The following is a 19,273-nucleotide window of genomic DNA, read 5'->3' on the forward strand; positions in this document are numbered from 1 at the left end:
AGCGCGCAGTTAACGCACTTTTCCGTAAGTTGTCAGCCTGACGTCCCGCTTTCGACACACGCAAGTCAAAACGGTGAAACGAAAATCCGACAACTACTGGATCATTCCTGTTCGCCCTGTTCGTGGCTGCAATCGAGCCAGAGATGATGGGCATCGATGCGCAATTTCGTCTCGGCCCGCAGCGCTGCGGCCCGTGCCTGGGTTTCGGCCAGAGCTGCATCCTTTGCCTGACGCTCGGCGAGAAGCAGATCGGCGAGATCGACGTGACCGAGGCGATTGCCGGCCTCCAGCCGGTCGGCCGCACGCCTGCTGCTGGCTGCGGCCGCCGCTGTCGCCTTCCATGCCTGCACCGTCCCGAGCGCTGCCGAGTAGTCCGTGGTGGCCATCTCGATCACGTCGAAACGGGCGCTGGCGGCCTCGGCAACAGCGACTTGCGCCTCGGCTGCGGCCTGATCGGAGAGCGCTGCGCGGTAGCGGCCGCCGATCGGCATCGAAAACACGATTCCGGCGCCACGTTCCAGTCCGCCCCGTTCGCTGAAGAACTGCGCGCCGATAGTCGGATCGGCGATGCGGTTGCGACGGCTGCGCTCAGCCAGGGCGGCGAGCCGCTCGGATTCGGCTAATGCCGCGGGGAGTTCATGATTGCAGGTCATGACGGCTTCGCGCAGGCGGGCAAGTTCCTCAGGTGGCAGCCCCGGCTTGGACAACGGTGGCGCTTCGGCAGGCAAGGCCAGTTGCGGGAACTGGGCGACCAGCCTTTCGCGCGCAATTCCTGCCCCGGAAAGCGCCGCATCCAGCCCGGCGCGGTTCATGGCGGCCTCGGCCATGGCCCGGTCGGCATCCACTTGCGCAGCATCCTGCACGCGCACCTGGCTGTCCACTGCCCGATAGGCGCGCTCCAGCGTCTGTTGCGTCTGGGCCAGCGTGCTGGCCTCGGCAGCTGCCGCGACCCAATCCCACCACAGCTCGTTCAGTTGCAGCGCCAGCTGGTGGCGGGCGTCTTCGGCGCGCAGTTCGGCAACGCGGACACCGAGAGCGCCGGCCTTGCGGTCAAGCGCGGACTTGCCCGGCAGGCGGATCGGACGTTCCAGCGAAACGGTGTATTCAGCGTAGCGCCCTTCGTCCTGGATGGTGCGCCGGCTGACATCGCCGGACACCGTGAACTCGTTCTGGGTGGCACGCAGCGCGTTCGCCTCCTGCCGTGCAGCTTCAACCCTGGCATCGGCCGCGCGAGACCGGGGGTGGGCCTCGATCGCCTCCACGACGGCGGAATCGGAGAGGCCGGGGAGCGACTGGTCGCTGGTCTGGGCAAGGAGCGGGGCCGCCATCAGCAGCGGCCATGCAAGAACAAGATTGTACTTCATGCTGAAGCGCCTTCCATCCCGCCATCGAGCGCAGCGCGCTCGGCGGAATTTTCGCCGAACCGCTCATAGAGCATCGGCAGGAGGAACAGGGTGAGCAGCGTCGAGGTGAAGAGACCGCCAATCACGACGATCGCCAGCGGCCGCTGGATCTCCGAGCCCGGACCACTGGCAAACAGCAGCGGCACGAGGCCGAAGGCGGTGATCGCGGCGGTCATCAGCACCGGGCGGAGACGACGCTCTGCACCCTGGCGGACGGCTCGCTCCAAGGTCAGTCCCTGATCGCGCAACTGGCGGAAATACGTGACCATGACGAGCCCGTTGAGCACGGCGATGCCGAGCAGGGCGATGAACCCGACCGAGGCGGGCACCGAGAGATACTCGCCCGACACCGCCAGCGTCACGATCCCGCCCACGACTGCGAAGGGAATCATCGCGATGATCAGCAGTGAGGCCCTGATCGAGCGCAAGGTCCAGAACAGCACGCCGAAGATCAGCAGCAAGGCAATCGGCAGGACTACGCCGAGCCGGGCTGAGGCGCGCTGCTGGTTCTCGAACTGACCGCCCCATTCCAGGCGATATCCGGGCGGCAGCTGGATATTGGCGGCAATGTCGGCCTTGGCCTCGTCGACGAAACCGACGAGATCCCGCCCCGAAACGAAAGCCTGCACCACCGCAAAGCGCGATCCGTTCTCGTGGTCGAGCTTGACCGGGCCTTCGACCTGATGGACGCGGGCCACATCACCTACGCGCAGCAGCGTGCCGTCGGGACTGCGGATCAACTGGTTCGCAAAGACATCGAGGCTCCCGGCATTGGCCGGATCGCCCTTTATCACGATGGGCACGCGCCGATGGCTTTGCGCAACCACGCCAGCGTCGGTCCCTTCGAGCTGGGCGCGCAGCACGTCCTGCAGTTCGGCTACCGGCATTCCGGCACGGCCCGCAGCCAGGCGGTCAATATCGATCTGGAGGTAATCGACCTTGTCGTCCGCCAGGGTCTTGACCTCGGTAACGCCACCGATCCTGCGCAGCCGATCCTGTGCCTTGGCGGCAATCTGACCGAGGGTTTCAAGGTCGGGCCCGAAGATCTTGAGCGCCAGATCGCCCCGCACGCCGGTAAGCATTTCCGAAACGCGCATCTCGATGGGCTGGGTGAACGATGCTTCGACGCCGGGCATTTCCTCCATGGCGAGGCGAATCTGCTCGATCAGCCATTCCTTGTCCTGCTCGCGCCATTCCTCGCGCGGCTTCAGGCGCATGAAGGTATCGGTATCGTTGAGCGACATCGGGTCCAGGCCGAGTTCATCAGCACCGACACGGGCGATGATGTCCTGCACCTCGGGCACCTTCGACATGATCAGCTTCTGGGCCCTGAGGTCTCCCGCGATGGTGTGGTCCAGCCCGATGCTTGGCTGCTTTTCCAGCTGCATCAGCACCGCGCCTTCGTCCATCGTCGGCATGAAGGTCTTGCCGATGAAGCCATAGGCAACCGCCGCTGCCAGCAGCGACCCGCCGGCCATGGCGTAAACGCGCGTCCGGTTTTCGAACGCCCATTGCAGGGCCGAATGATAGCGGGGATTCAACTGGCGCATCAGCCATGGGTCGTCGTGGCCTCCATCCTGCTTCAGGCCGAAGTAGGACAGGACCGGGATCAGCGTGAGCGACAGGACCAGGGCGCCGGCCAGTGCCAGCACGATCGTCATCGCCACCGGGCCGAACAGCTTGCCCTCCAATCCTTGCAGCGTGAGCAGCGGCAGGAAAACCAGCGCAATGATCGCCATGCCCGAGGCAACCGGGGTTGCCACTTCGCTGGTGGCGACAAGAACCTGATGGAGCTTGCTGGTCGAGCCGTGGTGCGGATGGGCAAAGCGATCGACCACGTTTTCGACCACGACCACCGCGCCATCGACCAGCATGCCGATGGCAATGGCAAGGCCGCCAAGGCTCATCAGGTTGGCCGACATGCCCAGCCAGCGCATCAGGATGAAGGTGATCAGCGTTGCCATGGGCAGGGCTGCCGCCACGATCAGCGAGGCGCGGACGTTGCCGAGAAACAGGAACAGCAGCAGGACGACAAGCACGCTCGCCTCGATCAGGGCCTTCTCCACGGTCGAGACAGCGTGGCCGACCAGTTCGGACCGATCGTAGAACACGTCGATTGTCATGCCCTGGGGCAGACCGCTTTCGATTTCGGTCATGCGCGTCTTGACGTTTTCGACGACCTTGCTGGCATCGGCGCCGCGCAGGGCGATGACGAGCCCTTGGACCGCCTCGCCCGTGCCGTTCTTGGTCACGGCGCCATAGCGGGTCAGGCTTCCGGTGGTTACCGTCGCCACGTCGCCAAGGCGCAGGACAGTGCCGGCCTGGCTGCGGATGACGATGGCGCGAAGGTCATCGGCGGTCTGGATGGCGCCCACCGAGCGCACGATCAGCGTGCTTTCGCCATTGGCCAGCCTGCCGGCGCCATCATTGCGGTTGCCGCTTTCGATCGCGGTCTGGAGATCGTGATAGGTCAGGCCTGCCGCCGCGAGGGCGCCGGGATCGGGCCGAACCTCGAACGTCTCGGCATGGCCACCGAGCGAGTTCACGTCAGCCACGCCGGGCACCGTGCGCAGGGCAGGGCGGATGACCCAATCGAGCACGCGGCGCTTTTCCGCCAGCGATTGCGGACCTTCGATGGTGAACATGTAGACGTCGGACAGCGGCGTCGAGATCGGCGCGAGGCCGCCTTCCACTGACGAGGGCAGATCGGCCATGACGTTGTTGAGACGTTCGGCGACCTGGGTGCGCGCCCAGTAGATGTCGGTACTGTCGGAGAAGTCGATGGTGATGTCGGCAATGCCGTACTTGGCGGCCGAGCGCAGGATCTCCTGGTTGGGGATGCCCAGCATCTCCATCTCGATAGGGGTGATGACGCGGCTTTCGACCTCCTCCGGCGTCATCCCCGGAGCCTTCATGATGATCTTGACCTGCGTGGTCGAGATATCGGGGAATGCGTCAATCGGCAGGTTCTGGAACGACCAGCCTCCGAAAATCGCCAGCGCCAGCGCGAGGCCAAGCACGGCAAGCCGTGCCCCCAGCGACCATTCAACAAGGCGTCTCAGCATCACTCACCCCCGCCGCCCAGCAGCATCTTGAGTTCGGGGATTGCGCTGGTTGCCACCACCTCGCCGGGCTTCAGGCCCGCCAAGATCGCAGTCTCGCCATTGCCGCTGCCGCCAAGGCGAACCTCGCGCAGCGCGAAGCGATTGCCGGAGCGGACGAAGACCACGTCCTTTTCGGCAATGCGGGTCAATGCAGCGGAAGGGACGCTCACCACTTCGCCGCTGCTGCCCGCACCGATGGTGACCATTACCGACTTGCCGGCGATCAGCCCTTGCGCGCCGCCAATGGTTGCCTTGGCAACCACGCTTCGCGTTGCGGGATCGATGCTGGAGCCGACCGACAGAATGCGGCCTGTGGCGATGCCGGGCAGGGCTACGGTCATGCCGGGGCGGACATTCGCGGCCAGCCTCTCTGGCAACTGCAGATCGAGCTGGTACGCATTTGCCGCGTCGATCACGAAAGGCGCGGTCATGCCGTCGACCGGCCCACCGGTCTGCACGCCGACCTTGGACACGCGGCCTGAAATCGGCGCGCGCAAGGTTACCATGCCGCTGCCGCTGGCGCCGGAGGCTGCCAGGATACGCGAGGCCTCACCCGCTTCCGACTGCGCCTGAGCAAGTTCGGCCCGCGCTTCCTGCACGCGCGCGCCGGCAATCACGCCTTCCTTGAAGAGGGCTTCGGTGCGGGCGAGGTTCGCCCTTGCCAGCGACACGCGCGACGATGCGCGGCTGCGCGACCCGCCCAGTTCCATCGCGTCGCGGCTGACCATTGTTGCCAGCGGCTGTCCGCGGCGCACTTCCTGTCCCTCGATCACGAAGACCTGCCGGATCGCGCCGGGCAGGGCGGCTGTCACGGCCACCCGGCTTTCGGGGGGAAGCGTGATGACGCCAGGAACTGCACCCAGGGGCACTTCTCCGCTCAGGCGCGCGGCAGCCGTCTTGATGCCGAGCCGGGCGAACTGGGCGTCGGTCAGTTCCATCGGCGCTACGGGCGCGGAAGCCTGCTCGGCTTGAGGCGCCGGTGCGGTGCCGTTTTTGACCAGCGCGTAACCGCCTGCAGCAGCCACGAGGACGGCCAAGGTGCCGCCCACAACCAAATTGCGGGTATTCATTGCAATGCCTTTCCTGAACGCAAGTTCGTGGCGGCTCGCGAACGAACCGCCCTGCACAAGGGATCAGGTCAATGGCGGCTCAAGCGGAGGGACTGTCTTGCGCGGAGTCAACGCTGTTGCCCTGGCCGGGAAGTGCAATGATGGCGTTGGAGCAAGGTCGTTTGCCCCGGCTTTCAGGTCCATGCCGATGACCATCGGGCTGTGATGATGGTGGGCCGCTTCCCCTGCCTGATCATCGGGCTGGGCGGAATGCTTGACAGCAGTGTCGCCTTCACCATGCTCAATGCAGGTATATGCCTCGACTTCGCCATCGATAGCATTCTGCGAGCCATGGGCAGGGAAGTGCATTCCGGCCAGAAGGACCGAGAAAACGATCGCAAGTCTGATCAGCAGTTCCCGCATTGCGCAGCCCATAGCAACGACCGAATGATTGGGCAATTCGCGGGTCACTAGCGGCTCCTCCCGTATGCACTGGAGACCTTATATTGGCCGTTGGCGAACGGATTGAGCGGAAAGCAAAGCGCTTTCAGCAGAAATCACCGATTGGGGGCGCCGGCGCAGCGGAGAATGCCCCGCACGACGAAAGGGCGCGCTGCGCGGGCCTTGCGTCGACTGGAAACGGGCACGACGGCACAAAGACTCCGGTGTCATCCCTTTTTCACAATAATCGTTCGTCGCCGCGCACCCTTTCGACGGAAGATTCGTCTGCGGACCCATAAGCTCGACGGATAAGAACAAAGACGCAGGACGGTTCAAACCGACGGTTTCGCTTGAAGGCGATGTAACAATGTTACATGGTTGCGGCGGGATCGGAGACACGCATCACAGACGAGGGGTGAAGTTGCGATGAAGAAAATGTCCGCATTAAAGGGCGCGCTGATTGCCGGCGTTGCCATGGGAGCGATGCCGATCACTGCCTGGGCGCAAAGCGCAGCCCCCGCAGAGGAAGAGGCGGCACCTGCCGAGGAAATGGTCGTCATCGGCCAGCGGCAGCAGTACCGCGGCGACGTACCGCTCGCCTCCATTCCGCAGAGCGTGCAGGTGATCGACGCCAAGACGCTGCAGAACCTCAACATCACCCGCTTCGATGCCGCGCTCGACCTGTCGAGCGGCGTTTCGCGCCAGAACAACTTCGGCGGTCTGTTCGACGGCTTTGCCATTCGCGGCTTTGCGGGTGACGAGAACTTCGCAGGCGGCGTGCTCGTCAACGGCTTCAATGGCGGCCGCGGTTATGGCGGCCCGCGCGATGCATCGAACATCGAGAAGATCGAAATCCTGAAGGGTCCCAACGGCGCCGTCTTCGGCCGCGGCGAACCCGGTGGCACGATCAGCATCACCACCAAGAAGGCCAAGGTCGGCGACACGTTCGGCACCTTTGCCGTTCAGGGTGGCAGCTGGAACACCTACCGTGTCGAGGCGGACTACAATCTTTCACTCAGCGACACTGTTGCGATCCGCCTGAATGGCGCGGCGCAGGACGGCGACAGCTTCCGCGATACCATTCACCAGACGCTCTACACAGCCAATCCTTCGATCCTGTTCGCGCCGAGCAAGGACACCAGTATCTCCTACGAGCTGGAATTCATGCACAACCGGGTGCCGTTCGATCGCGGCACGATCGCGGTAAACAACAAGCTTGGCGTGGTTGACCGCTCGACCTTCTTCGGTGAGCCGGGCGATGGCGACATGCGGGTCGATGTGCTTGGGCATCAGGTGCAGTTCCAGCAGAAGCTGGGGGGCGACTGGTACTTCCTTGCCGGCTTGGGCTACCGCGAGACGGAATTCAAGGGCTTCTCGAGCGAGGCAGAACTCGATCCGCTCGGCACCAACCGCCGCCAGACGCTGGGCAAGCCCGGCAATTTCCTCGCCCGCCAGCGCCGTTCGCGCGATTACAGCACCGACAATCTTGTCGTGCGCGGCGAAATCTCGGGCAAGTTCTACACCGGCGGGATCACACACCACGTACTGCTGGGCGCGGACTGGGACCGCTTCCGGATCGACCTGCTTCAGCTGCGCGGTCGCCCTGCAAACAACTATGTCGCAGGATCGCCGGTCACTGCGGCGAACTACGCGGTCGACATCTTCAACCCGGTCTATGGTCAGACGCTGGCTCTCGGCACGACGCCGCTGACCAATACCTATGAGACGCAAAAGGCCTGGGGCGTCTACTTCCAGGACCAGATCGACCTTGGTGAAAGACTGAAGGTGCGCGTTGGCGGTCGCTACGACAATTATCGCCAGACCGTGCTGAACCGGAACAACACGAATCCTGCCACCAACACCGTGCGCGTCCACATCAAGCAGTTCAGTCCGACGGCCGGTGCGCTCTACGAGATCAACGACGATCTCTCGATCTTCGCGGGCTATGGCGAAGGCTTCCGTCCGAACAGCGGGGTCGACGCCGCCAGCCGACCGTTCCCGGCGGAAATGAGCAAGTCCTATGAAGTGGGCTTGCGACTGGGTGAACCCGGCGGTGCGCTGAGCGGCTCGATCGCCGCCTTCACGATGAAGAAGAACAACATCCTGACCGCCGATACGAACCCTGCAAATGCCGGCTTCTCCATTGCCGGCGGTGCGGCCCGCTCGCGCGGTGTCGAGGTGGACTTCAATGCCAATCTTCCGGGCGATATCTCGATCATCGCCACATATGCCTTCCTCGATGCCGAATGGACCACGGCGGCGGGAGACAAGGACTTCGGGCTGGCCATCAATCCGGGCGACCGGCTGATCAACATTCCCAAGCACGCGGCGAACCTGATCGTGAACAAGGGTTTCACACTGGGTGAGCAGCGCTTCACGCTGGGCGCGGGCGTAAACTATGTCGGCAAGCGGCTGGGCGAGACCGGCACGACGTTTGAACTGCCCGGCTACATCATCGCACGCGCAATGGCGAGCTATGAACCGGCTGACAACATCAAGCTCACGGCAGACGTGACCAACCTGTTCGACAAGGAGTTCTATACCGCATCCTACTCGCGGTTCTGGATTGCGCCGGGTGCGCCGCGGGCGTTCAACGTGCGCGCTACCTTCACGTTCTGATGAACCGGGTTGCCGGAGCCCCCGCTCCGGCAACCCGACTTTTTCGGCAAAGCTCCCATGGCGCGTAGCGGCTTTCTGACCTGGCATCGCCGTATGGCCCTGCTGTTCGCGCCGCTGATTTTCCTGCAGGCGCTGACGGGCACAATCCTGTTGCTGCGGGAGCCGCTTGCCTACGTTCTGGAACCGCAAGGCTCCGATGGTCCGGTGCTCGGGGTTCCGGCGCTTGCAGCGGCCGCGGCCCGTACCGGCATGCATCTTACGCGGCTTTACCTGCCTGCATATCCTGGCGGGCCGGCAATGGCGCAATTGGTCACCGCCGACGGTAGCATGCACTATGCCGCAATCGAGCCGGCATCGGGCGTGATCCTGCGTGAAGGTGCAATCGGGGCTTTTCCGCTGGAGGCTGCCCTGCAGTGGCACTATCGGCTGATGTCGGGCACGGCCGGCCTTGCCGTCGTTGCGCTCAATGGCATCGTACTGCTGCTGCTCTCCGGGACCGGGCTAGGGTTCTGGTGGCCTGCGGCCGGGCGCTGGAAGACATCGCTGAAGATCAATCCGAAGATGCCCGCGCGCGTGCGGTTGCGGCAATGGCATCGCAGCGGGGGCGTGTTGGCATCGCTGCTGGTGCTGTTCAGCGCGGCGACTGGCGTGCTGCTTGCCGCTCCCGATTTGGCACCCGCCGCGCCGGTGGCAACCACGGCCTTTGTGGCAAGTCCGATGCAACTCGATGGGGGATGGGATCGGCAACGCGAGCCTATCCTGCGGCGGCAATACGGGACGTGCGCTTTCCGGCCGCTGACCGGATCGACGTGAACTTCCGCGCGCCGGAAGAAGGGCCATTGGCAGTTCATGCCGTCTCGGTCAGGCTTTCGGACGCAAGGCTGCTGCACGTCGTTCCCGCCGCGCAAAGTCCGGCCCTGTGGATGAAGGTCCTGCCTTTGCATACTGGCGACAGCGGGGGAATTTTCGGAATGCTCATGCTTCTTCTGGAGGCACTGGCAATCATGGCTCTTTCGATCACCGGCCCCATGATGTGGTGGCGGCAAAGGAAAATGCGCAAGTGACACTGCTCTATCACGGTCTGGAACAACGCGGTCGGGTGTGGCGCGAGATCGTGGCCTCGCGCGTTCCGCAAATGCCCTTTCTGCACTGGGGCAAGGACAGCGTCGATCCGCAAGCCGTCCGGTATATTGCCACTTGGAATGCACCCCCGGACTTCATTGCGCAGTTTCCCAACCTCGAGATCCTGTTCAGCGTGGGTGCTGGCATCGACCAGTTGCCTATCGACGCGCTGCCACCACAGGTGCGGGTGGTGCGAATGGTGGAGCAGGGCATCATTACCGGCATGGCAGAATACGTGGCGATGGCTTGCCTTGCCCTGCATCGCGACCTGCCGTTCTTCATTTCGGAACAGCGGGCCGGGCGCTGGACCTATCGGCACACGCGGCTGGCGTCGGAAAGCCGGATCGGCGTGATGGGCCTGGGTGAACTGGGGCGAGCGGCGTTGGACGTGTTCAAGCCGCTGGGCTTTCCGTTGTCGGGCTGGAGCAGGACCGCGCGCGACATCGGGGGCGTGCAGTGCTTTGCCGGCACGGAGCAACTGGATGCATTTCTGATGCAGGCGGACATTCTCGTTTGCCTGCTCCCACTGACGGACGAGACTCGCGGAATTCTGTGCCGTGAGACCTTTGCCAAGATGCCGGTGGGTAGTGCCGTCATCAATGCCGGGCGGGGCGGTCATCTGGTTGCCGAAGACCTGATCGAAGCCTTGGACCAAGGGCAGTTGCGCGCAGCCATGCTTGACGTGACCAGCCCCGAGCCACTGCCCGAGGGCCATGCATTCTATAGCCATCCCGCCATTTTCCTGACGCCGCACGTGGCAGCGGAGACGCGCCACGAGACGGCGGGTAACGTCTTGGCCGACAATCTTGAGCGGTTGCTGGCGGGTGATGCGCTGCTGGGCGAAGTCGACCGCAAGCGGGGCTATTGAAGTGCGGCATGACGTGCTGCGGAATCCCATCAGAACAGTGCAGCGCGCCTTGCCCGGCTTGAACGAACGGGTGCAAGTTCTGCCTGATCGGTGGTCATCTTTCCCGGTCACAAGGCCCTCGAGAATTCAAGAGTCAACGGGGCCAGAAACAGGAAACGAGTTTCGATCATGACCACAGCTGTTTTCACGCCCAAGTTCATCAGCTTCGATTGCTACGGCACGCTGACCCGCTTCCGCATGACGGAGATGGCGACGGCACTCTATGCTGACCGCATTGCCGCCGAGGCTCTGCCGGAATTCTGCAATGACTGGGCAGCCTATCGGCTCGATGAGGTGCTGGGTCCTTGGAAGCCCTATAGCGAAGTCCTAGCCAATTCGCTGGAGCGCTGTTCGAAGAAGTGGGGTGTGGAGTTCCGCCTGGCCGAGGCGACCGCGATTTATGAAGCGGTGCCGACCTGGGGGCCGCACGATGACGTGCCTGGTGGCCTTTCGAAGATCTGCGACAAGATCCCGCTGGTGATCCTTTCCAACGCGATGAACAGCCAGATCATGTCGAACGTCGAAAAGCTCGGCGCGACATTCTACAAGGTCTACACCGCCGAGAGCGCGCAGGCCTACAAGCCGCGCATGCAGGCATTCGAGTACATGTTCGACCAGCTCGGCATGGGACCGGAAGTGGGCATGCATGTCTCGTCGAGCTTCCGCTATGACCAGAATACCGCGACCGACCTCGGCTTTGGCTGCCGGGTGTTTATCGGCCGCGGACATGAGCCTTCGAACGCCAACTATCGCGATGTGGAAATTCCGCACATCGGCGCGCTTCCCGCGGTCGTCGGCCTCTGATGCTTTCGCGCCGTCTCTTGCTGGGAAGCCTTGCTGCGGGGGTCGCGCTGGCCCCTGCCGACAGGCTGATCGGGAAACCCCGCAGGGGCGGCCGGATTCGCGTCGCCGGAATCGTCGCATCGACTTCCGATACCCTGGACCCGGCGCGTGCGGGCAATTCCAGCGACTACATGCGCATGTTCCTGCTCTATAGCGGACTGACGCAATACGATCGCGGGCTCGCGGTGAAGCCGGGTCTGGCGGAAACGATCGAATCCACCGACAATGTGACATGGACCATCCGCCTGCGCCGCGGCGTGCAGTTCCACAACGGCAAGTCGCTCGATGCTGGCGATGTTGTCCATTCGCTGCTGCGTCACCGTGATCCGGCGGTGGGATCGAAGGTCAAGGCAGTGGCGGAGCAGTTCGCCAGTGCGCGCCGGGTGAATGCGCACGAAGTGGAATTGCGCCTGATCGGCCCAAATCCCGACCTTCCCATCATTCTGGCGCAGCCTCAGTTCGTGATCGTGGAGAACGGCCGGCGGGAATTCAGCAAGGCAAATGGTACCGGGCCGTTCGCGCTCAAGGCTTTCGCGCCGGGCATCCGCACGATCGTGCAGCGCAATCCCAACTACTGGAAGCCGGGGCAGCCCTATCTCGACGAGATCGAGCTGATCGCGATTCCGGACGAGCTTTCACGGGTAAACGCTCTGCTTTCGGGCGACGTGCAGATGTGCATCTCTGTCAGTCCGGGATCGGTGAAGCGGGTGCGGGCATCGTCATCGCATCTGGTGATGGAGACCAAGTCAGGGCTCTATAGCGATCTGGTCATGCGGCAGGACAATCCAGTGACCGGCCATCCCGATTTCGTGCTGGCGATGAAGCACCTGATGGACCGGGACCTGATCAAGCGGGCGCTGTTCCGGGGTTTTGCGACGATTGCCAACGACCAGCCAATCTCGCCGCTGGATCCCTATTTCAACGCTGACATTCCGCAGCGCGCGTTCGACCCGCACAAGGCGAAGTTCCTGCTCAAGCGGTCTGGCCTCTTGGGCACTCGCCTGCCGGTCTATGTCTCGCCGGCGGCAACGCAATCCGTGGACATGGGGTCGATCCTTCAGGAGCACGCCGCGCAGATCGGGCTCAATCTGGCAATCAATCGCGTGCCAAGTGACGGGTATTGGTCAACCCACTGGATGAAACACCCGTTGACCTTCGGGAACATCAACCAGCGGCCAACGACCGACCTCCAGTTCAGCCTGTTCTTCCAGTCCAAGGCGACGGAGAACGAGGCGGGGTGGAAGAATGCGAAGTTCGACAAGCTGTTGATCGAGGCGCGGCAATCGCGCGACCCGGCACTGCGCAAGGCGATCTATGGCGAGATGCAATGGATGATCCATCGCACCGGGGGGCTGGGCATTCCGGTGTTCATAAGCCTGCTCGACGGCTATGACCGACGCATTCGCGGGCTTCAACCAATCCCGCTGGGTGGCCTGATGGGCTATTCTTTCGGCGAACACGTGTGGCTTGAAGCATGAGCGGCGCAGCTTCTGGTTCTCCCTGGCGTGGTCCGGCCCGCTTGGTGGCCAAGCGCATCGGCCTTGCATTCATCACCCTGCTGCTGGTTTCGGCGGTGGTCTTCACGATCAGCGGCCTGCTGCCGGGCGATGCGGCGCAGGAATTGCTGGGGCAAGGCGCAACGCCCGAACAGATTGCGGCTTTGCGGCATGAGATGGGCCTCGATCGGCCGGCCGTGGTCCGCTACTTCGAATGGCTGCGGGCCATCGCCGTGGGCGATCCGGGCAATAGCATCGTTGCCAACAAGCCAGTTGCCGAGATCATCTCCGAAAGGCTACCCAACACGTTGACTTTGGCGGGCTTGACGACCGTGTTTTCGGTGCCGTTCGCCTTTCTGATCGGCATCTGGTCCGCCGTTACGCGGGGAAGGTCTACGGATCGCGCGCTCAACATCATGACGCTGGCAATGGTGGCCCTGCCGGAGTTCCTGGTGGCGACGATTGCCGTGCTGGTGTTTTCGGTAAAGCTGCTGTGGCTCCCGTCGATCACCATTGTGCCGCAGGACCCGACACTGGGCGAGTTCCTGCGTGCCTATGCCATGCCGGTGATGGTTCTGGGCGTGGGTGTGATTGCTCAGCTGGGGCGAATGATCCGGGCGGCAATCATTGCCGAACTGGACCGACCCTATGTGGAAATGGCGCGCTTGAAGGGCGTTTCGCAAGCGCGCCTGATCGTGCGCCATGTCCTGCCCAATGCAGTGGGGCCGATTGCCAATGCGATGGCGCTGAGCCTTTCCTACCTTTTCGGCGGGGCGATCATCGTGGAGACGATCTTCAGCTACCCGGGGCTGGCCAGCCTGATGGTCAATGCGGTGACATCGCGCGACATGCCGCTGCTGCAGGCCTGCGCCATGATCTTCTGCGCGGCATACCTGCTGCTGGTGCTGATCGCCGACACGGTTGCCATCCTCGCCAATCCACGTTTGCGACAGGGATGACCATGGCCAATCTCATTCGCCGTGCAGGGCGCCTGCCGCTATCGGGCAAGATCGGGCTTGCACTGGTGCTGTTCTGGATCGTGGTTGCTGTGATCGGGCCATGGATTGCGCCCTATCCGCCGGGCTCCTTCGTAAATCAGGAAGTCTTTGCCGGGTCGAGCAGTGCCTACTGGCTGGGCAGCGATTTCCTCGGGCGCGACGTCTTGAGCCGTCTGCTTTCAGGCGCGCGCTTTACCGTCGGGCTTTCTGCGATCGCAGTGGCTATTGCCGCCAGTATCGGGACAGGCTTGGCCTTGACCGCAGCAGTGGGGCCACGCTGGCTGGACGAACTGCTTTCGCGCGCCATGGACACGCTGATCTCGATCCCCAGCAAGATCTTTGCGCTGGTGCTGGTGGCGGCGTTCGGATCCTCGCTGGTGCTGCTGACGACAATCATCGCCATAACCTACGTGCCTGGCAATTTCCGCATTGCCCGCTCGCTGGCGGTGGGGCTGGCGAAACTCGATTACGTGGAAGTGGCGCGGGCGCGGGGGGAAGGGCGGCTGCACCTGGCGCTGGTGGAAGTCTTGCCGAACATGATCAAGCCGCTGTTTGCCGATATCGGCCTGCGCTTCGTGTTCATCGTGCTGCTGCTGTCTGGCCTCAGCTTCCTGGGCCTCGGGCTGCAGCCGCCTGATGCAGATCTGGGGTCTTTGGTGCGCGAGAACACTTCTGGCCTTGCCGAAGGAGCGCTGGCGATCATTGCGCCCGCCGTGGCGATTGCCAGCCTGACGGTTGGAGTAAACCTGCTGATCGATGCCGCCACGCAGGGGAAGGCCGAATGACGATGCAGCCCCATGTGAAGGTGGAAGGCCTGTGCGTGACTGTCCGTGCGGCAGACGGCTATCCTTTGCGCATCGTCGATGACGTCTCGTTTGCCATCCAACGCGGCGAGGTGCTGGCGCTGATCGGGGAATCGGGTTCGGGCAAGACAACGATTGCGCTTTCGCTGATGGGCTATGCCCGCGGCGGGGCGAGGATTTCCGGCCAGATCAAGGTTGGCGATGCCGCGCTCGATGGTGCAGGCGCCAGCAGTCTGGCCGCGCAGCGCGGGCATCGCATTACCTATGTTGCGCAAAGCGCGGCGGCTGCGTTCAATCCTTCGCGTCGGGTGATCGAGCAGGTGATCGAGCCTGCGCTGATCCATGGCACTGCATCGGACGCCGATGCGCGCAGGCACGCGGTCGAGTTGTTCGAGGCGCTGGCGCTGCCCAATCCGCAGATCATCGGCAGCCGCTATCCCCACGAACTTTCAGGCGGGCAGCTGCAGCGCCTGATGGCGGCGATGGCGCTGATCACGCGGCCCGATCTGGTGATCTTTGACGAGCCGACGACGGCGCTGGACGTTACCACGCAGGTGGAAGTGCTGCAGGCCTTCCGCAAGGTGGTGCGCGAACAGGGCGCAACCGGCGTCTATGTTTCGCACGATCTGGCGGTGGTGGCGCAGATGGCGGACCGCGTGCTCGTGCTCAATCGCGGGACGGTGCGTGAGCAGAACACCGTGCAAGCAGTGCTTGAGACGCCTGCCGACGATTATACTCGCACACTGCTGGCAGCGGCCAAGCCCGTGGTCAAAGCCTCCGTACCGAGTGCGGCCGGGTCTGCCCCATTGCTATCGATTAACGGCATTCATGCAGGATACGGCCCGGTCGACCGGCAGGGACGCCCCGCGCATCCTGTGCTCAGCGATGTCAGCCTGACCGTACCGCGCGGCGGCGCCGTGGGAGTGATTGGGGAATCAGGCTCGGGCAAATCGACGGTGGCGCGCGTAGTGGCGGGGCTTCTGGCTCCTACGGCGGGCGAGGTCGTGCTGGATGGTCAGCCGCTGGCGGCCTCGCTCGGCGCGCGAAGCCGCGAGGAATTGCGCCGCATCCAGATCGTGTTTCAGAATGCGGACGTTGCGCTGAACCCGGCGCATTCAGTAGGCGAGATCCTCGGACGCGTGCTGCGTTTCTATCATGGCATGAGCGGCCTTGCTGCCAAGGCACGCGTGGCCGAACTGCTCGATCTGATCAAGCTTCCGGCCGGGGTGGCGGAGCGGCGTTGTGACGAGCTTTCGGGCGGTCAGAAGCAGCGTGTGAACCTGGCGCGCGCGCTGGCGGCCAATCCGGACGTGATTCTGTGCGACGAGGTGACCTCGGCACTGGATACCGTGGTGCGCGAGGCGATCCTTGAACTTCTGGCAGAATTGCGCCGCGATCTTGGCGTGGCCTATCTGTTCATCAGCCACGATATTGCGACGGTGAAGGCACTGTGTGACGAGATCGTCGTGCTCTACAAGGGCACACGCGTGGAAAGCGGCCAGAGCGCAACCTACGATGCGCCGCCCTATCATCCCTATACCGACCTGCTGATTTCCTCGGTGCCCGAACTGCGGACGGATTGGCTTTCGGGCGTAGGGCAAAAGGGCAAGGCACAGTTGGGCCTGGCGGAAGGCGATGCCGGGCTTTGCCGGTTCCTGCCGCGCTGCCCGGTAGCGATTGCGGGGCGGTGCGATACCAGTCCGCCGCCGCTGCGGGTGATGGATGCAGGCAATGTGGTGCTGTGTCACCGGACAGAGCCCGATCTGGCAGGCCGCGAGCTGCAAATGGACGGGAACCAGTCTTGAAGTTCATCACAGAAGAAGAGTCTGCTGCGCTCGTAACGCACGAGATGGCCTATGCCGCGGCGAGAGAAGCGCTGTGTGCGGTCGTCGAAGACGCGGTTCTCTTTCCAGCGGTGCTTGCCCATGGCACTGCCCCAACCAACCGCTTTTCGATCAAGTCGGCCTCGACCGGGAGCTTTGCGGGGCTGAAGGTCGGCTCGTTCTGGCCTGGTAACCCCGAGATCGGATTGCCCCGGCATAACTCCGTGATCCTGCTGTTCGACCAGAGTATCGGGCGGGTCGAGTGGGTCATCGAGGCGGGCAAGGTCAATGCCTATCGCACGGCGGCGGCCGATGCAGTTGCCGCCGATGTGCTGGCACGGCCGGATGCTTCGCTGCTGGCCGTATTTGGCGCTGGCAATCAGGCGCTGTTCGAATGCCTGGCCATTTCCCGCATCCGTCCGATCACGCAAGTTCTGGTCGCGGCGAGAGATGAGGCCAAGGGGCGCGAATTCGTGGCGGCGCTCGAGGCTGAGGGCCTCAAGGCAACGCTTGCCGATGCCCAGGGCGCCTGCGAGCGGGCCGATATCATCGTGACGGCAACGCCCGCCCGTGCGCCACTGTTCGAGGCGGAATGGGTCCGACCCGGTACGCACATTGCCAGCATGGGATCGGATGCGGCGGGCAAGCAGGAGCTGCCGCCCGCGCTCTTCGAACGCGCTGCGCTGTTCTGCGATTATCCAGCGCAGGCGGTGGTGATGGGCGACCTGCAGCACTTCACCGGCGATCGCAGCCGGATCACCGCGCTGGGCGATGTACTGCTGGGGCGCGCCGAGGGGCGAACGTCGCCTGATCAGATCACGGTGTTCGACAGTTCGGGCATTGCCCTGCAGGACCTGACCATTGCCCGCAGCCTGATTACCGCATGGGAAAGAGAAAACGCATGACGACAATGGAAGCCGGACAGACCGCAGTAGGTGCGGTGATGGATATTCGCGCCTATGCGCCCGTGGCCAAACCGTCGGCTGACTGGCTTGAAGGCCGTGCCGCTCCGGCCTTTGCCGATGACAAGGCGGTGGTTTCTGCCTTCGCACTGCGGGGCAAAGGGCAGGTTTCAACGCTGCCGGCCGATGAGTTCGTGCTGGTGCTGCAAGGCTCGCTTGAGGTTGCCGCTGAGGACGCGACGCTGTCACTAGGAGCAGACGACTGCTGCGCGCTGCCGTTCGGCTGCGGCTTTGGCTGGACCGCGTCGGACGATATGCTTGCGGTGGTCTATTCGGCGCCGACGGATCGCGCCGGGAACCGCACCACGCCGGTGATGATCGACAAGAATGCGCCGCTCAATCCTTCCAACCCGCCCGCAATCGAAAACCTGCTGGGCGAGGTGCCGACCTGCCGGGGCTTTTCGGACTACGTTTCGGCCAATGCCGAATTCTGCGCCGGAACCTGGGATTCCACGCCCTATCACCGCCGTCAGATCCCCTATCGTCAGGTGGAGCTGATGCTGCTGTTGGAAGGGGCGGTGACATTCACTGACGGGAATGGCAGCGTATCGTTCGGCAAGGACGACGTGTGCCTCTTCGTGCGCGGTGATGGCTGTGCATGGTTGAGCGAGGAATACGTGAAGAAGGTCTTTGCGACGCAACGCCCGCTTGGCTGACTTTGGAGCCGTCAGGGGCGGCATATTATACCGCGCCTGACGGCATCTTGCGCATGACCGCCGTGAAGATTTCCGGCTTTCGGAACATTTTACCAGCGCGAATCCGCTTTAACCTTGGCCAGCGCGCCGTAGGCTAAATTTCTGCCGGCGGTTGGTGTGGAGGAGTATCTTGCAGATGTCGGGGGCCAGGGTCGGGAGCGACAGCAACGGCGTGACTGCGCTGCGATCGGACCATCTCGTAGAGGCGCAGGGCCTCTCGCAGGCGCTCAAGTGGCCGTACCGGCTAGAAGACTGGCAATTTGCCTTCGAGCTGGGTCGTGGTTATGCGGTCGAAGCTGAGGGCCAGTTGCTGGGAACGGCGCTGTGGTGGCCCTATGGCGATGATTTCGCCACGATCGGCATGATCATCGTCTCACCCGATGCGCAGCGGCAGGGGATTGGCGGGAGGCTGATGGCGGCACTGCTGGCCGATGCGGCGGGACGGCGGATCACTCTGATCACCACCGAGGATGGCGAACCGCTCTACACCAAGCTGGGCTTTGCCCGTTGCGGCTTCATTACCCAGCACCAGGCTGTGCTGGACAAGGTTCCTGCGATCGACACCGCGGTACCGGTGCGGGCAGCAACGCCAAGTGACCGCGAGGCGATTGGTGCGGTCGATGCGGCGGCATCGGGCATGGACCGACGCGTCCTGCTCGACGCCCTGCTTGAGGTGGCAGACGCGGTGGTCGTCGAGCGCGCGGGCGTGATCTCGGGCTATGGCTGCGTCAGGCGCTGGGGACGCGGGGTGGTGATTGGTCCGGTGGTTGCTGCCAGTGCCGAGGATGCCAAGGCCATGGTTGCCGTACTCGCTTCGGCTTATGAAGGCGTTTTCGTGCGGATCGACGTGACCGATGTGAGCGGCCTTGCGCCGTGGCTGGTTAAGATCGGCCTGCCACAGGTGGATCGGGCGCCGATCATGGCGCTGGGCGCACCGCCGGTTTCTGCACCGGGGACAATGCTGGTGGCGCTTTCGAACCAGTCGCTTGGCTGAAGCCATTCTTACAG

Annotated in this window: 14 protein-coding genes and 1 pseudogene; 11 read left to right on the plus strand and 4 right to left on the minus strand. The window is 63.6% G+C overall.

From position 1 onward, the window contains the following. Positions 1–101: 101 nt before the first annotated feature. The 4 genes from AX703_RS14990 to AX703_RS15005 form a co-directional block, all read right to left on the minus strand. Positions 102–1,364: a TolC family protein gene (locus AX703_RS14990; RefSeq protein ID WP_062345184.1), complete on the minus strand. Its 1,263-nt coding sequence runs from the start codon at positions 1,362–1,364 to the stop codon at positions 102–104. Further along, positions 1,361–4,468, minus strand: a complete 3,108-nt coding sequence (locus tag AX703_RS14995; RefSeq protein ID WP_062345186.1) for an efflux RND transporter permease subunit — start codon at positions 4,466–4,468, stop codon at positions 1,361–1,363. Before AX703_RS14995 ends, AX703_RS14990 begins: the two co-directional genes overlap by 4 nt. Beyond that, complete coding sequence (locus AX703_RS15000; protein ID WP_156452075.1) at positions 4,468–5,577, minus strand: efflux RND transporter periplasmic adaptor subunit; 1,110 nt, start codon at positions 5,575–5,577, stop codon at positions 4,468–4,470. Before AX703_RS15000 ends, AX703_RS14995 begins: the two co-directional genes overlap by 1 nt. Positions 5,578–5,640: 63 nt before the next feature. Then, a complete protein-coding gene (locus tag AX703_RS15005) occupies positions 5,641–6,027 on the minus strand; it encodes a hypothetical protein (protein WP_197423735.1) in 387 nt (128 codons plus the stop codon). 405 nt (positions 6,028–6,432) lie between these two features. Here AX703_RS15005 and AX703_RS15010 point away from each other — a divergent pair, with 405 nt between their 5' ends. The 11 genes and pseudogenes from AX703_RS15010 to AX703_RS15065 all read left to right on the plus strand — a co-directional run bounded on the left by AX703_RS15010 (position 6,433) and on the right by AX703_RS15065 (position 19,259). Beyond that, complete coding sequence (locus AX703_RS15010; protein ID WP_369821028.1) at positions 6,433–8,616, plus strand: TonB-dependent siderophore receptor; 2,184 nt, start codon at positions 6,433–6,435, stop codon at positions 8,614–8,616. Positions 8,617–8,709: 93 nt separating this feature from the next. Then, positions 8,710–9,680: pseudogene (locus tag AX703_RS15015) on the plus strand (PepSY-associated TM helix domain-containing protein). Next, the gene (locus AX703_RS15025; RefSeq protein ID WP_062345250.1) at positions 9,677–10,606 is read left to right on the plus strand and encodes a glyoxylate/hydroxypyruvate reductase A; all 930 of its coding nucleotides are present in this window, start codon (positions 9,677–9,679) and stop codon (positions 10,604–10,606) included. Before AX703_RS15015 ends, AX703_RS15025 begins: the two are co-directional and overlap by 4 nt. A gap of 168 nt (positions 10,607–10,774) precedes the next feature. Continuing rightward, entirely contained in the window at positions 10,775–11,449 is a 675-nt protein-coding gene (locus AX703_RS15030; RefSeq protein ID WP_039335937.1) for a haloacid dehalogenase type II, read from the plus strand. Further along, complete coding sequence (locus AX703_RS15035; protein WP_062345198.1) at positions 11,449–12,966, plus strand: ABC transporter substrate-binding protein; 1,518 nt, start codon at positions 11,449–11,451, stop codon at positions 12,964–12,966. The genes AX703_RS15030 and AX703_RS15035 overlap by 1 nt, the downstream gene beginning before the upstream one ends. Further along, the gene (locus tag AX703_RS15040) at positions 12,963–13,943 is read left to right on the plus strand and encodes an ABC transporter permease (RefSeq protein ID WP_052242552.1); all 981 of its coding nucleotides are present in this window, start codon (positions 12,963–12,965) and stop codon (positions 13,941–13,943) included. The genes AX703_RS15035 and AX703_RS15040 overlap by 4 nt, the downstream gene beginning before the upstream one ends. Before the next feature lie 2 nt (positions 13,944–13,945). After that, positions 13,946–14,767, plus strand: coding sequence for an ABC transporter permease (locus AX703_RS15045; protein WP_039336042.1), 822 nt, complete (start codon positions 13,946–13,948; stop codon positions 14,765–14,767). Further along, a complete protein-coding gene (locus AX703_RS15050; protein ID WP_062345200.1) occupies positions 14,764–16,590 on the plus strand; it encodes an ABC transporter ATP-binding protein in 1,827 nt (608 codons plus the stop codon). The genes AX703_RS15045 and AX703_RS15050 overlap by 4 nt, the downstream gene beginning before the upstream one ends. Continuing rightward, the gene (locus tag AX703_RS15055; RefSeq protein ID WP_062345202.1) at positions 16,587–17,513 is read left to right on the plus strand and encodes an ornithine cyclodeaminase family protein; all 927 of its coding nucleotides are present in this window, start codon (positions 16,587–16,589) and stop codon (positions 17,511–17,513) included. Before AX703_RS15050 ends, AX703_RS15055 begins: the two co-directional genes overlap by 4 nt. Further along, the gene (locus tag AX703_RS15060; RefSeq protein WP_156135823.1) at positions 17,510–18,226 is read left to right on the plus strand and encodes a cupin domain-containing protein; all 717 of its coding nucleotides are present in this window, start codon (positions 17,510–17,512) and stop codon (positions 18,224–18,226) included. Before AX703_RS15055 ends, AX703_RS15060 begins: the two co-directional genes overlap by 4 nt. A 175-nt stretch (positions 18,227–18,401) precedes the next feature. Beyond that, on the plus strand, positions 18,402–19,259 hold the full coding sequence (locus AX703_RS15065; RefSeq protein WP_062345204.1) for a GNAT family N-acetyltransferase: 858 nt from the start codon (positions 18,402–18,404) through the stop codon (positions 19,257–19,259). Positions 19,260–19,273 lie beyond the last annotated feature (14 nt).

It is taken from the genome of Novosphingobium sp. CCH12-A3, from assembly GCF_001556015.1.
Taxonomy (GTDB): Bacteria; Pseudomonadota; Alphaproteobacteria; order Sphingomonadales; family Sphingomonadaceae; genus Novosphingobium; species Novosphingobium subterraneum.

Bases quoted from the DNA above. Each gene is read 5' to 3' on its own strand.
- AX703_RS15060 (WP_156135823.1), top strand. From the start codon at position 17,510: ATGACGACAATGGAAGCCGGACAGACCGCAGTAGGTGCGGTGATGGAT.
- AX703_RS15030 (WP_039335937.1), top strand. From the start codon at position 10,775: ATGACCACAGCTGTTTTCACGCCCAAGTTCATCAGCTTCGATTGCTAC.
- AX703_RS14995 (WP_062345186.1), bottom strand. From the start codon at position 4,468: ATGCTGAGACGCCTTGTTGAATGGTCGCTGGGGGCACGGCTTGCCGTG.
- AX703_RS15010 (WP_369821028.1), top strand. From the start codon at position 6,433: ATGTCCGCATTAAAGGGCGCGCTGATTGCCGGCGTTGCCATGGGAGCG.
- AX703_RS14990 (WP_062345184.1), bottom strand. From the start codon at position 1,364: ATGAAGTACAATCTTGTTCTTGCATGGCCGCTGCTGATGGCGGCCCCG.
- AX703_RS15045 (WP_039336042.1), top strand. From the start codon at position 13,946: ATGGCCAATCTCATTCGCCGTGCAGGGCGCCTGCCGCTATCGGGCAAG.
- AX703_RS15050 (WP_062345200.1), top strand. From the start codon at position 14,764: ATGACGATGCAGCCCCATGTGAAGGTGGAAGGCCTGTGCGTGACTGTC.
- AX703_RS15065 (WP_062345204.1), top strand. From the start codon at position 18,402: ATGTCGGGGGCCAGGGTCGGGAGCGACAGCAACGGCGTGACTGCGCTG.
- AX703_RS15040 (WP_052242552.1), top strand. From the start codon at position 12,963: ATGAGCGGCGCAGCTTCTGGTTCTCCCTGGCGTGGTCCGGCCCGCTTG.
- AX703_RS15000 (WP_156452075.1), bottom strand. From the start codon at position 5,577: ATGAATACCCGCAATTTGGTTGTGGGCGGCACCTTGGCCGTCCTCGTG.
- AX703_RS15035 (WP_062345198.1), top strand. From the start codon at position 11,449: ATGCTTTCGCGCCGTCTCTTGCTGGGAAGCCTTGCTGCGGGGGTCGCG.